This is a genomic window from Roseateles sp. GW821-FHT09H11 (genome assembly GCF_059415845.1).
In genome coordinates this window covers 371,090-384,859 of sequence record NZ_JBWKOA010000002.1, presented here as the reverse complement: position 1 = coordinate 384,859, position 13,770 = coordinate 371,090, and the positions used below count along the sequence as shown (strand labels likewise).

Sequence of the window (13,770 nt, the reverse complement as noted above, 5' to 3'; positions counted from 1 at the left end):
CCACGCACCTCTCGGATCAGGCTGCCTGAGTCACTTGTCAGTGCTCAAGCCGCCGGACGCTCTGTGCCTGGCAAGGAAATCTCACATGTCCCAAATGGAATCTTTCGCCGCCCTGTTCGAGGAATCGCTGCAGAAGGCCAACATGCGCACCGGCGAGGTCATCTCGGCCGAAGTGGTCCGCATCGAGCACAACTTCGTGGTGGTGAATGCCGGCCTGAAGTCTGAAGCCTACGTGCCGGTCGAAGAATTCAAGAACGACCAGGGCGAAGTCGAAGTCCAAGTCGGCGATTTCATCTCGGTGGCGATCGACGCCATCGAAAACGGCTACGGCGACACCATCCTGTCGCGCGACAAGGCCAAGCGTCTGGCCTCGTGGCTGTCGCTGGAGAACGCGCTGGAATCCGGCGAGTTCGTGACCGGCACCGTCTCCGGCAAGGTCAAGGGCGGCCTGACCGTCCTGGTCAACGGCATCCGCGCCTTCCTGCCCGGTTCGCTGCTCGACACCCGCCCGGTGAAGGACATGAGCCCGTTCGAGGGCAAGACCATGGAGTTCAAGGTCATCAAGCTGGACCGCAAGCGCAACAACGTTGTGCTGTCGCGTCGCGCGGTGGTCGAGGCTTCGATGGGTGAAGAGCGCGCCAAGCTGCTCGAGACGCTGACCGAAGGCGCCATCGTCAATGGCGTGGTCAAGAACATCACCGAATACGGTGCGTTCGTGGACCTGGGCGGCATCGACGGCCTGCTGCACATCACCGACATGGCCTGGCGCCGTGTCCGTCACCCGAGCGAAGTGGTGACGGTCGGTCAGGAACTGACCGCCAAGGTCCTGAAGTTCGACGCCGAGAAGAACCGCGTCTCGCTGGGTCTGAAGCAGCTGGGCGACGATCCGTGGTTCGGCGTGTCGCGCCGCTACCCGGCCAACACCCGCCTGTTCGGCAAGGTCACGAACATCGCCGACTACGGCGCGTTCGTCGAGATCGAACCCGGCATCGAAGGCCTGGTGCACGTCTCCGAAATGGACTGGACCAACAAGAACGTGGCGCCCTCCAAGGTCGTCTCGCTGGGCGACGAAGTGGAAGTCATGGTCCTGGAGATCGACGAAGACAAGCGTCGCATCTCGCTGGGCATGAAGCAGTGCCGCGCCAACCCGTGGGAAGAGTTCGCCGAGAACGTCAAGCGCGGCGACCGCGTCAAGGGCCCGATCAAGTCGATCACCGACTTCGGCGTGTTCGTGGGCCTGGCCCAGGGCATCGACGGCCTGGTGCACCTGTCCGACCTGTCGTGGAACGAGCCGGGTGAAACCGCCGTCCGCAACTACAAGAAGGGCCAGGAAGTCGACGCCATCGTTCTGGCCGTGGACGTCGAGCGTGAGCGCATCTCGCTGGGCATCAAGCAGCTGGACGGCGACCCGTTCACGACCTTCGTCTCGGTCAACGACCGCGGCATGATCGTGACCGGCAAGGTCAAGACTGTCGACGCCCGTGGCGCCGAGATCGACCTGGGCGAGGAAGTCACCGGCTACCTGCGTGCTTCGGAAATCGGCCGCGACCGCGTGGAAGATGCCCGCAACGTGCTGAAGGAAGGCGACGAAGTCTCCGCCGTGATCGTCAACGTCGACCGCAAGTCGCGCAGCATCCAGCTGTCGATCAAGGCCAAGGACAGCGCCGACGAACAGCAAGCCATGCAGCGTCTGTCGCAGAACAACGAGCGTGAGAACGCCGGCACGACCAGCCTGGGCGCCCTGCTGCGCGCCAAGCTGGACAACCAGAACAACGGCTGATCTTCTTGAACGCCGGGCGTGGCGCGCAAGCGTCGCGCCCGGTCTCAAGAGAATCCCTTGTTCTGGCTGGAGGCGGGCTGAGTTAGCCTGTTTCCCAGACGCCAAATCGACGCACAAGCGCTTCGACAGGCTCGCTCCGCAGCGAGCCTGTTTTTCTTCAGATGCCGACGACCATGACCCGATCCGACCTGGTGGCCCACTTGTCCGAGCGCTTCGGCCAGCTCACGCAACGAGACACCGAGTTCGCGGTCAAGACCATCCTGGACGCGATGTCCGACGCGCTGGCCCGGGGCCACCGCATCGAGATCCGCGGATTCGGGAGCTTCTCGATCAACCGCCGTCCGCCGCGCATGGGTCGCAATCCACGCAGCGGCGAGCAGGTGCTGATCCCCGAGAAGCTGGTGCCTCACTTCAAGCCGGGCAAGGCCCTGCGCGAAGCCGTCGACGCGCAACTGCCCGTCACGGACGACGACCAGCAGGCCGCCTGAGCACCTCACCGCTCGAACAGAAGCGCCGCGTTCCGCGGCGCTTTTTTTTCGAACGATGCACCGGCAGGCGCCCACTGATTTGCATCATCCAACCTCCAGTGCCGGACACGTCGGCCCGGGCTCATGCTGCAACTCCTGAAGACGGTCTTCGACTCGCCCCCGAGCGCCTCCAACACTGCCGATTTCCTGAAGAAATCGCAGCCGCTTCACCGCGACCTCGAGCAACATCGGGAGGTCGGCGAGGCGCTGTACCGAGAACTCAACCACCTGCAGTTCCAAGGAACGAGGGAGCGCCAGGTCACACCGGGGGGCCGTGACGCCACGGCGCCGCCGGTGTGTGAGTCGACGCTGCTGAAGCCGGACTTCGAGATGCCCGGAGGTTGCATCAATCTTCATGCCAATCTGCTGCCGGCGGACCGCCTCATCCTCATGAGACCCCCCGGGTTCGCGGAGGCCGTGGCCTGGGCCGACGCCTGCATCAGCAACCGGGTTTCCTGCCTGGTCGACCTGGACGCGCCAGAGAAGCGGCAGGGGCATTGCATGAATCGCGGCACAACCACGTGGGGCGCGGCTCGTTGTCGTGTGGATTTCGAGCGGGCAGCCAACGCGAATCCGACCTCGGGAAGCCACGCGGAGGCGAACTTCGAGGTGTCGTTGCTGCGCGCCGGTCAGGACGCCAACACGGCGCGCACGCAGCGGGTTCGACGACTGCAGGCGGCGCCCATGGATCCCCATGACCCCCTCACCCCCCAGCGGATGCTGGATCTCGTGAAGGCGATTGATGATCAAGCTCAGGGCGACGGCGAGGCCGTCGCTTTCCAGTGCGCGGACGATCACGCCTCCGCCCTGATGGCCGTGGCCTTGTCTGCCTACCGCCGTCTGAAGCGGGGGGATGAACCCAGCATCGACGATCTCAACGACTTTGTTTTCAACAAGTGCGCGGAGGTGCGGGCCTACCGCAACGTCGACATTTTCGAATCGCTTCACCTCACGACGCTGGTTGCGTTCAACCATCTCGCACTGGCGCAGACAAGGCGGGGCCCACCGACAGCCGCCCGGCGCACGTCCGGCGACGCCTCTGCGCTGCGCGAGGATCCGGCCTCGGCGAGCGCGGTCAGTGGCGAAGCCTCGCAGACACCGGCGCAGACCAAGCTTCAGGCCATTCGCGCGGACATCACCACACTGTCGGTCGATGCCATCGTCAATGCCGCCAAGCCCTCTTTGCTGGGCGGAGGGGGTGTCGATCGCGCCATCCACCAGGCAGCTGGAAAGGATCTGCTCAAAGCCTGCAAGCCGCTGGGCGGCTGCGACACCGGCGACGCCAAGGTCACCCGCGCCTTCCTCCTTCCGGCGCTGTATGTCGTGCACACCGTGGGACCGAAATGGCAGAACGGCCACCATGACGAGGCCAGTCTGCTCGCCAGTTGCTACCGCCGCTCCCTGGAAGAGGCGTCCAGGAAAGGCGCTCGCAGCGTGGCCTTCCCGTGCATCAGCACAGGCTCGTACGGATTCCCTGCGCCGGAAGCCGCCCAGATCGCGGTGCGCACGGTGACCGACTTCCTGACCAGATCCACGTCGATCAAGGAGGTGATCTTCTGCTGCTCCTCCGACAGGCATCTCGAACTCTACTTGCAGGAACTGGACAAGCTGCCAGCGTGACCTTGCAGGCCGGCCCGTCGATGACCCGTCAGGCACGCGCGGCACGGAGATTTCAAGCGCCGCCTGATCCAGGCCCCGGTTAGGAACGCTCGGTCGATCGATCGTTGGCCGAATGTATGCAGGGGTTAACTCGCCCTGCCATCGGTCATGGCGTACTCCGCACGCGCCTAGAATCGCCCCCCATGCGAATCCTGGTCTGGCTCTTCCGAGCATTCCTGTTCTTCTGTCTCTTCGCCTTCGCGCTGAACAACAGCCAGGAGGTCGTCGTGCACTGGTTCTTTGGCCAGTCCTGGCGCGCTCCGCTGGTGATCGTGGTGCTGCTCACCTTCGGGATGGGCTGCGCCTTCGGCGTGCTGGCGATGGTCCCGGCCTGGTGGCGCCACAAGCGCGCCGCCGCGCGATCGCTCCCTCCGGCGGACGACCTGCCGCCCCCTTCGGCGACCGCGACCGCCAACGACCCCAAGATCCCCGATGGAATTTGATCTCAGCTGGCTGCTGATCGGCGTGCCCCTGGTCTTCGGACTGGGCTGGCTCGCGTCCAAGCTGGACGCACGCCAATGGAAGCGCGAACAGCGCGACGCCCCGCGCGCCTACTTCAAAGGCCTGAACCTGCTGCTGAACGAGCAGCAGGACAAGGCCATCGACGCCTTCATCGAAGCGGTGCAGGCCGACCCCGACACCTCCGAGCTGCACTTCGCGCTGGGCAACCTGTTCCGCCGCCGCGGCGAATACGAGCGCGCCGTGCGCGTGCACCAGCATCTGCTGTCGCGCGGCGACCTGCCGAAGTCCGAGCGCGATCGCGCGCAGTACGCGCTGGCGCAGGACTTCTTCAAGGCCGGGCTGTTCGACCGCGCGGAGTCCGCCTACGAGGCGCTCAAGGGCACGGCCTTCGACCACGAGGCCGCGCTGGCGCTCCTGTCGCTGTACGAGCGCTCGCGCGAGTGGGCGAAGGCGGCCGAAGTCTCCGAGCAGCTCGAGGCGGCCGGCACCGGCAGCTTCGCGAGCCGCATCGCCAACTACTGGTGCGAACTGGCGCTGGAAGCCCAGGCCCGTCAGGACGAGCCGCAGGCGCGCCGCTGGCTGGACCAGGCCCGCGAACGTGCGCCGCAATCGGCGCGGGCCTATGTGCTGCTCGGCCAGATGCTGGCACGCCAGGGCGACCAGGCCGGTGCGATGGGCCTCTACGGCGACCTGCTGCGAGCCAACCCCGACGCCTTCAACCTCGTCGCACGCGACTACGCACAGGCCGCCCAGGCCACCGGCACGGCGCCCCAGGCGCTGGCGCTGATCGAGGCCCAGTACCGCCGCCATCCGAGCATGGCGCTGCTGCAGGCCATCGCGCTGCTGGAGCCCGCGCCCGACGCGCAGCGCCGCCGCCTGACCGAGCACCTGCGCGTCGAGCCGGCCCTGTCGGCTGCGACGCAGCTGCTGCAGCAGAGCCAGACGCGCCAGCAGCCGCTCAACGACGACGAGGCCCAACTGGTCGGCACCGCGCTGCAACGCGCCGTGCGGCCGCTGCAGCGCTACCGCTGCGCCGCCTGCGGCTTCGAGTCGCAGCACTATTTCTGGCAATGCCCGGGCTGCCTCAGCTGGGACAGTTATCCGCCCCGCCACGTCGAAGAGCTCTGACACCGATGACCACCCCGATGAGCTCCGCTCCGGCCCCGGCCGCCCACACGCCGGCCACCGCACCGGCCGGCACCCCGGCAACACCTGTCCCCGCGTCCGGCGACCGCGTCATCCTGTGCATGAAGTGGGGCACGAAGTACGGCCCCGAGTACGTCAACCGCCTGTACGCGATGGTGCGCCGGCACCTGCGCGGCGACTTCCGCTTCGTCTGCCTGACCGACCGCGGCGAGGGCGTGCGTGCCGAGGTCGAATGCCTGCCGATCCCGCCGCTGGACCTGCCGCCTGGCAGCCCGGAGCGCGGCTGGACCAAGCTGACGACCTTCAGCGACGACCTCGTGCAGAAGTACGGCTTGCGCGGCACGGCCCTGTTCCTCGACCTGGACGTGGTGATCGTCGACGACATCACGCCCTTCTTCGAGGAGCCCGGCGAGTTCCTCATCATCCATGACTGGAAGCGCCCCTGGCGCATCACGGGCAACTCCTCGGTCTACCGCTTCACGCTGGGCGCGCACCCGGAGGTGCTGGTCAAGTTCCGGCGCGAGTTCGACGCGGTCCGCCGGCAGTTCCGCAACGAGCAGGCCTACCTGTCCGACGAGATGCATCGCAAGGGCCTGCTGAAGTACTGGGACGACCGCTGGTGCGCGAGCTTCAAGTACCACAGCATCCCGCGCTGGCCGATGAACTACTTCCAGGCGCCCTTCATCCCCGACGGCGCGCGGATCCTGATCTTCCACGGCGTCATGAACCCGCCCGATGCACTGGCCGGCCGCAGCAACGGCAACTGGCGCCGTCCGAAACCTGCGCCGTGGATCGCCGATCACTGGCACGAGTGAGCCACGCACCATGAACGGCCCCCTTCCGTCCGCACCGTCACCCGACCGGCAGGCCCAGGACACTGCGAGCCCGGTCGGTGGGGCGACGCCCTGGCTGTCCGTGCTCATTCCCGTGCACAACGTCAAGGACTACCTGCGCGAGTGCCTGGACTCCGTCCTCTCGCAGGCGGATGCCGGCGTCGAGGTGCTGATGGTGGACGACTGCTCCACCGACGGGTCCGACGAGCTCGTGCGCACGCTGGTCGCGGCGCACGCCGACGGCCCGGTGCGCGTGCGGGGCCTTTTCCACGGGCAGAACCAGGGACTCTCCGGCGCACGCAACACCATGCTGCAGGAGGCCCGCGGCGAGTACGTGTGGTTCCTCGACTCCGACGACTACCTGATGCCGGGCGCGATCCCGCGGCTGAGACAGGTGGTCCAGGGGCACGCGCCGGCGCTGGTGCTGTGCGACTTCTTCATGTTGCGCGAGCGGATGAAGCTCAAGCACCGCCTGCGCGGCGAACTGCATCGGCGCACCTTCACCGGTCCGGAACGCCAGCTGCTGCGCGATCCGTCGCTGCTGATCCGCGGCCTGTTCGAGGCGGGCCAGATGCACAGCTGGTCCAAGATCGCACGGCGCAGCGTCTGGGGCGAACAGGTGCGCTTCCCGGTCGGCCGCTACTTCGAGGACATGGCGACCACGCCCTTGCTGGCGCTGCTCGCCGAGAGCTCGTGGTACGAGCCGGAAGTGTGGGTGGCCTACCGCCAGCGGGCCGGTTCCATCCTGAGCACGCCCAACATGACCAAGGCGGAGCACCTGGCCCATGCGCTCGCGAACCTGCGCGACGCGGCACTCGGAGCGCCGCTGGACGATGCGGCGCGTTTCGCCTGGGCGCACTTCGCGGCGCGCAACTTCATCGGCGCCTCGCGCATGGCCGACAAGGCGCAACCCGAAGGTTGTGCGGGGATGGTGGCGATGTTCCGCCAGGCCTTCGAGGAAGCATCGCCGATCCCGCTGCGCGAACTGGATCGCGCCTACAAGCGCCGGGGCTGGTTCATCCGTGCGATGCGCCTGCGCTACTGGCTGCGTCGCGCCGAGGACCAGCGCAGCGCCGCCACGGCCTGAGGCGGGCGATCACGCCACCGCGTGGCCGGACGAAACCGGCCTACGCCGCCCTTCCACCTCAGAGCGCCAGCAGCATGTCCTCGTAGCGCCGCATCATGAGGTCGACGCCGTGCTCCTCGATCGCACGCGCACGCGCCGCGGCGCCGAGCCGTCCGGCCAGCGGCGGATCGCGCAGCAGCCGCTCCAGCGCGTCGGCCAGCGCCGCCGGATCCGCCTCCGGCACGAGCAGGCCGGTGCGCCCGTCCTCGATCACGCCTTCGACGCCGGGCACCAGCGACGCCACGCAGGCGCAGCCCGCCGCCATCGCCTCCAGCAGGGCCAGCGGCATCCCTTCCCAATGCGTCGACAGCACGAAGATCTGCTGACTCATCAGCAGGCCCGGAATGTCGCCGTGATGCCCCAGGAAGCGCACCTGGTCGCCCAAGCCGAGTTGCCGGGTCAGGCGCTCGGTGGCGCGCCGGTAGGCCTCCTTGCCGCCGCCGGCCAGGTGCAGCACCGGCCGCAGGCCGCGCTCGCGCAGCAACGCCAGCGCGCGGATCAGCGTCTGCGGATCCTTCTGTCGCGCAAAGCGCGCCGACATCACGATGCCGGGCTCGCGGCGCTCGGCCGGACGGTCGTCGGCGGCGGCGAAGCGATCGAGCCGGATGCCGTTCGGAATCGCCGTGGTCTTCTCTTCCGGCATGCCCAGGTCGACCAGGCGTCTTCGAACGCCCTCCGACACGCCGACCAGCCGCGCGCTGACCTCGCTCAGCCGACGCGCCTGCGCGCGTTTGCAGCGCGTGTAGCGCTCACGCGAGTTGTGCTCGACCTGCACCAGCACCGGCACGCCGGCCAGGCGCCCGGCGCGACGGCCCAGCAGGTGTTCGGGAAAGCCGTGCGCCATCAGCACGTCGGGGTGCAACTGCTCGCAGAGGCGGCGCAGCGCCCAGATCGTCGCCAGGTGCGCCCAGCCGGGCACGACGTACACGGGCAGGCCCTGCTCGCGCAGCGCCTGGATGCGGGCCAGCTTGGTGGCGTTCTCGGTGCGCATCTTGCGGCGCAGGACCAGGATGGGCGCGATGCGCTCGCTCTTCAGCTGCGCCAGGCACAGATCGACCGCCACCTGCGTGGCGCCGGAGAAGCCGCCGGTCACGAAGTGCAGCACGCGGCGGCGCTCGGGCGCCGCCGGGCCGCTCGGGGAAATCTCAGACATCGCGGCAGTGTATGCGGGGCACGTTCGGTTACCGGCGAGGAACGCCGCGGGCACGACGGCTGCCGAAGAAGGCCGGCTGGGCGCTGAGAAGCCCCGCTAAAGCTGGGTTGTTCCGGAGGATCGCGGCCGCAGCGGAGATCACAATCCGAACGAATTGAATGCAGGAGACAGCCCACCGGGCTCGACCATGAAGACTGATTACCTGATCGTCGGCGCCGGCTTTGCCGGCTCGGTCTGCGCGCGCGTGCTGGCGGATGCCGGCAAGACCGTCCACCTGATCGACAAGCGCCCCCACATCGGCGGCAACGCCTACGACGAGCGTGACGCCCACGGCGTGCTGATCCATCCGTACGGGCCGCACATCTTCCACACGAACGCGAAGAAGGTCTTCGAGTTCCTGTCCCGCTTCACCACCTGGCGTTTCTACGAGCATCGCGTGCTGGCCAAGGTCGGCGAGCAGCTGGTGCCCATCCCCATCAACCGCACGACGATCAACACGCTCTACGGCCTGTCGTTGACGGAGGACGAGGTGCAGGGCTACCTCGAGACGGTGCGCGAGCCGCGCGACCCGATCCAGACCAGCGAGGACGTGGTGCTGAACAGCGTCGGCCGCGACCTGTGCGACAAGTTCTTCCGCGGCTACACGCGCAAGCAATGGGGACTGGACCTGTCGCAGCTGTCGGCCGGCGTCGCGGCGCGCATCCCGACGCGCAGCAACGACGACGACCGCTACTTCAGCGACACCTTCCAGTTCATGCCGGCGGACGGCTACACGGCGATGTTCGAGCGGCTGCTGGACCATCCAGGCATCACGGTCCGCACCGGCGTCGATTTCCAGGAGGTCCGCGGCGATTTCCCCGGCGCGCACATCATCTACACCGGCCCGATCGACGCCTACTTCGGCCACTGCCACGGCGCCCTGCCCTACCGCAGCCTGCGCTTCGACCACGAGCACCTGCCGACGACCGCGCAGGTCCAGCAGGTGGGCACGGTCAACTACCCGAACGACCACGAGTACACCCGCATCACCGAGTTCAAGCACCTGACCGGCGAGACGCATGCGGGCACGTCCATCGTGCGCGAGTACCCGCAGGCCGAGGGCGATCCGTACTACCCGGTGCCACGGCCCGAGAACGAGGCGCTCTTCAAGAAGTACGCCGAGATGGGCGAGCAGGCCCAGGGCGTCACCTTCGTCGGCCGGCTGGCGCAATACCGCTACTACAACATGGACCAGATCGTGGCCGCCGCGCTGAAGACGGCCCAGGACCTGCTGGAAACGCCGCCAACATAATGGCGGGATGAGCGTTTATTCCGAAGACCGGACGCCGCCCGCGATCCGGCGCCCCGTCGTGCTGGTGTCCTGGGACGGCACGAGCGAACCGCTGAGCCTGGTCCACCTGGACGCCTCGCCCGAGTTCGACTGGATCCTGTTCGACTACACCGGCCGGCAAGCCGCCGGTGCGCGCCTGCTGCGCGGTCAGCCGACGACCGTGCTCGCGGCGAAGACCGAGTGCAAGGGCGAGATCTTCAAGCACCTGTCCGATCACCTCGCCGCCACGGCGGCGGATGCCGGCGCCGGTCCCTGGCCGGAGTACGTCGGCGTGATCGACGACGACATCCTGCTGTCGGTCAGCCAGCTCAACACCGCGCTGCACCTGGGGCGCGTCGAGCGCCTGGACGTGTTCTCGCCCTCGCTGAGCCACGACAGCCCGTACTCGCACCAGTGGATGCGGCACCAGCCCAACCGCATCTACCGCGAGGTGGACTGGGTCGAGGTGATGATGCCCTTCTACCGCGGCGACCTGTTCATGGCGGCGCGCGCGTACTACCAGGACAACGTCTCGTCCTGGGGGCTGGACCGCTTCCTGATCCCGACGCTGCAACAGCTGCGCGGCCAGACCCGCACGGCGCTGCTGGACGCGGTGATGGCGAGCCACCGCCGCCCGGTGACCAGCGGCGGCAAGGTCTACCGCAACGGCCGCACCGCCTGGCAGGAACGCCAGATCCTGCGCCAGGCCAGCATGGACCTGATCGCCCGGGAAGCGCCCGGGCTGGTGAACGGCCCGTGGTACCGCCGCACGTTCGTCGCGCGGGAAACGCCCAACAAGTGGATCCGCTGGAAGCGGCGCGCCGCGCGCGTCGTGACGGCCTGGCTCGACGAATCGAGCTGAGCCGCGACTCCGGCACAATCGCCGCTTCCTCCCATCGATCCCCTGGCCGGGGCCGGCGCATCGCGTCCGGCGCCGACCTGCGCCATGACCGACCAAGCCTCCGCCAAAGACAACGAATCGCTCGGCCCCACCGCGAGCCGCCTGTGGCGCTTCATGAAGCCGCACCGCTGGGGGCTGCTGCTGTCGGTGGTCTCCTTCGTGCTGGTGGCGCTGACCGAACCGCTGATCCCGCAACTGCTGGGCTTCGCGCTCGGCGAGGGCTTCCAGGGCAAGAGCGCCGCGGCGACCACGCTGCCCGGTGGCACGGCCGTGCCGAGCATGCACGTCCAGTACAGCTTCCCGATCTGGATGGTCCCGATCGTGCTGATCGGCCTGTTCGCCCTGCGCGGCCTGTTCAGCTTCTGCGGCCAGTACATGCTGAACTGGACGATCTCGCGCACCGTCATGGATCTGCGCGCGGCGCTGCTGCAGGTGCTGCTGCGCGCCGACGCCCGCGTCTACACGAGCCTGCAGCCGGCCACCGCGGTGACCAAGGTCGTCAACGACCCGCAGCATGTCGTGACGCTGATCGCCGGCGCGCTGGTCACCATCCTGCGCGACGGCCTGCCGGCGCTGGCGCTGATGGGCTACCTGTTCTTCATCAACTGGAAGCTGACGCTGCTGTCGCTGATCACGGTGCCGGGGCTGGCCTTCGTGGTGCGAAAGGTCAACAAGCGGGTCCGGCGCATGGGCACCTGGGCCTATGACGCGCAGCTGCGGCTGGTTTCCGTCGTCGAGGACGTCACCCGCGCCTGGCGCGTGGTGCGCAGCTTCGACGCGGCCGATTACGAAACGCGGCGCTTCGCCGACCGGGCGCGCGAGGTGCAGCGCAGCTCGCTGAAGACGGCGGCGTCCAATGCGATGGCGCAGCCGCTCTCGCAGCTGATGGCGAGCATCGGCATCTCGCTCATCGTGAGCCTGGCGCTCTACCAGTCGCGGGTGAACGGCACCGGCGTGGGCGACTTCGCGGCCTTCGTCGCGGCGCTGCTGCTGATGAGCTCGCGGCTGCGGCACCTGAGCGACGTGATGCAGCCCATCACGAACGCGCTCGTCGTCGCGCGCGGCTGCATCGGTCTGCTGGACACGCCGGCCGAGCCCGACACCGGCACGCGCGAGCTGAGCGACGTGCGCGGCGACATCGCCCTGCAGCAGGTCACGCTGCGCTATCCCGGCGCGAACCGCGACGCGCTGGCCACGCTGAACCTGAACATCCCCGCCGGCAGGACGACGGCACTGGTGGGCAGCTCGGGCGCGGGCAAGAGCTCGGTGGTCAACCTGCTGCTGGGCTTCGAGCGTCCGGACAGCGGCCGCATCCTGCTGGACGGCGTCTCGATCGATGAGTTGACGAAGGCCAACCTGCGGCGCCAGTTCGCGGTGGTGTCCCAGGACATCGTGCTGTTCGACGCCTCGGTGGCGGACAACATCGCCTACGGCCAGATGCGCGACGACGCGAAACTGGAACAGGCGTTGCGGGCCGCTGCCTTGTGGGACTTCGCGCAATCGCTGCCCGAAGGCCTGGACACGACCGTCGGTGCCAACGGCAGCAAGCTGTCCGGCGGTCAGCGCCAGCGTCTGGCGATCGCGCGCGCGCTGTACAAGGACGCGCCGGTGTGGATCTTCGACGAGGCGACCTCGGCGCTGGACACCGAGAGCGAGCGCGCCGTGCAGCAGGCGCTGGAGCAATGGCAGGGTCGCAAGACGCTGATCGTCATCGCGCACCGCCTGTCGACGATCCGTCGGGCCGACTGCATCCAGGTCATGGCCGACGGCCAGGTCGTCGAGTCCGGCGACCACGACGAGCTGGTGGCCAGGGACGGCGTCTACGCCGGCATGGTGAAGGTCCAGCACTGAGCGTCGCCCACCGCGCCTCGGACCTGTCCTCGGTCCGAGCCCGTCTTGTCAACGCTGACACAAAGACGATAAGCCCCCGACAAGGCCGATCGATCCAATGCGGAGCATCCCCTTCAGGAGCTCCGCATGCAGCCACACCGCCACACCCCGCACGAATCCGGCCACGACCATGATCAAGGCCTCGCGCACGACCTTGCCGTGCTCCAGCAGCGCCGACGCGCGCTGGGCCTGCTGGCGGGTGTCGCCGGCCTCGGCGGCCTGACCTTGCTCGGCTGCGGTGGTGGCGGCGCGGACGCCGGCACGAGCACCGTGGGTACGGGTTCCACGGGTTCCACGGGATCGACCGGCTCCACGGGATCGACCGCGAGCTGCTCGGTGATCCCCGAGGAAACCGCGGGCCCCTATCCCGGCGACGGTTCCAACAGCAACGGCAGCGGGATCACCAACGCGCTGGCGCTCAGCGGCATCGTGCGCAGCGACATCCGCACCAGCATCGGCACCGCGAGCGGTACCGCCGGCGGCGTGCCGCTGACCCTCACGCTGAAGCTGGTGAACGCGAGCAGCAGCTGCGCGGACCTGTCCGGCTACGCGATCTACCTGTGGCACTGCGACCGGGAGGGCCGCTACTCCCTCTACAGCGCCAGCGTCGTCAACGAGAACTACCTGCGCGGCGTGCAGAGCACCGGCAGCGACGGCACGGTCACCTTCACGACCATCTTCCCCGGCTGCTACGACGGCCGCATGCCCCACATGCACTTCGAGGTCTACCGCAGCGCCGACGTCGCGACCTCGTACGCCAACAAGATCAAGACCTCGCAGATCGCGTTCCCGACGGCGGTCTGCACGACGGTCTACAGCACCGCCTCGGGCTACAGCAGCAGCCTGACGAATTTCAACCGCATCACCTTCGCCTCCGACAACGTCTTCAGCGACGGCTACACGACCCAACTGGCCACGCTCACCGGCGACGTCGCGAGCGGCTACGCCGCGACGCTGACGGTGGGCATCGCCGCCTGATCCGGA

At 68.1% G+C, this 13,770-nt stretch carries 12 protein-coding genes; 11 read left to right on the top strand and 1 reads right to left on the bottom strand.

Annotation, left to right across the window (positions count from 1 at the left end):
- Positions 1 to 94 precede the first annotated feature (94 nt).
- From rpsA to AC07PR_RS08710, 7 genes are all read left to right on the top strand, one after another.
- Positions 95 to 1,780 (top strand): 30S ribosomal protein S1, encoded by a 1,686-nt coding sequence (gene rpsA / locus AC07PR_RS08740; protein ID WP_377161851.1) that lies wholly within the window; start codon positions 95 to 97, stop codon positions 1,778 to 1,780.
- A 173-nt stretch (positions 1,781 to 1,953) separates the two neighbouring features.
- Positions 1,954 to 2,268, top strand: a complete 315-nt coding sequence (locus AC07PR_RS08735; protein ID WP_067282544.1) for an integration host factor subunit beta — start codon at positions 1,954 to 1,956, stop codon at positions 2,266 to 2,268.
- A 1,083-nt stretch (positions 2,269 to 3,351) separates the two neighbouring features.
- A complete protein-coding gene (locus AC07PR_RS08730; RefSeq protein WP_495135302.1) occupies positions 3,352 to 3,927 on the top strand; it encodes an O-acetyl-ADP-ribose deacetylase in 576 nt (191 codons plus the stop codon).
- Between the two features lie 182 nt (positions 3,928 to 4,109).
- On the top strand, positions 4,110 to 4,409 hold the full coding sequence (locus AC07PR_RS08725) for a LapA family protein (RefSeq protein WP_377153591.1): 300 nt from the start codon (positions 4,110 to 4,112) through the stop codon (positions 4,407 to 4,409).
- Positions 4,399 to 5,556 carry a lipopolysaccharide assembly protein LapB gene (gene lapB, locus AC07PR_RS08720; RefSeq protein ID WP_377153589.1) on the top strand — a complete coding sequence of 386 codons (1,158 nt, stop codon included), beginning with the start codon at positions 4,399 to 4,401 and terminating at the stop codon, positions 5,554 to 5,556. Before AC07PR_RS08725 ends, lapB begins: the two co-directional genes overlap by 11 nt.
- A 119-nt stretch (positions 5,557 to 5,675) precedes the next feature.
- Positions 5,676 to 6,389, top strand: a complete 714-nt coding sequence (locus AC07PR_RS08715) for a glycosyltransferase (RefSeq protein WP_377161847.1) — start codon at positions 5,676 to 5,678, stop codon at positions 6,387 to 6,389.
- 10 nt (positions 6,390 to 6,399) lie between these two features.
- Complete coding sequence (locus AC07PR_RS08710) at positions 6,400 to 7,494, top strand: glycosyltransferase family 2 protein (protein ID WP_495135034.1); 1,095 nt, start codon at positions 6,400 to 6,402, stop codon at positions 7,492 to 7,494.
- 58 nt (positions 7,495 to 7,552) lie between these two features.
- Here AC07PR_RS08710 and AC07PR_RS08705 read toward each other — a convergent pair whose 3' ends face one another.
- Entirely contained in the window at positions 7,553 to 8,686 is a 1,134-nt protein-coding gene (locus tag AC07PR_RS08705; protein WP_495135033.1) for a glycosyltransferase, read from the bottom strand.
- 187 nt (positions 8,687 to 8,873) lie between these two features.
- On the opposite strand from AC07PR_RS08705, the gene glf reads away from it, so the two are divergent.
- The 4 genes from glf (at position 8,874) to AC07PR_RS08685 (ending at position 13,764) form a co-directional block, all read left to right on the top strand.
- A complete protein-coding gene (gene glf, locus AC07PR_RS08700) occupies positions 8,874 to 9,977 on the top strand; it encodes a UDP-galactopyranose mutase (protein ID WP_483107027.1) in 1,104 nt (367 codons plus the stop codon).
- Positions 9,978 to 9,984: 7 nt separating this feature from the next.
- Positions 9,985 to 10,857: a hypothetical protein gene (locus AC07PR_RS08695; RefSeq protein ID WP_495135032.1), complete on the top strand. Its 873-nt coding sequence runs from the start codon at positions 9,985 to 9,987 to the stop codon at positions 10,855 to 10,857.
- 84 nt (positions 10,858 to 10,941) lie between these two features.
- Positions 10,942 to 12,747, top strand: coding sequence for a lipid A export permease/ATP-binding protein MsbA (gene msbA, locus AC07PR_RS08690; RefSeq protein ID WP_495135031.1), 1,806 nt, complete (start codon positions 10,942 to 10,944; stop codon positions 12,745 to 12,747).
- 126 nt (positions 12,748 to 12,873) lie between these two features.
- A complete protein-coding gene (locus AC07PR_RS08685) occupies positions 12,874 to 13,764 on the top strand; it encodes a dioxygenase family protein (protein WP_495135030.1) in 891 nt (296 codons plus the stop codon).
- Positions 13,765 to 13,770 lie beyond the last annotated feature (6 nt).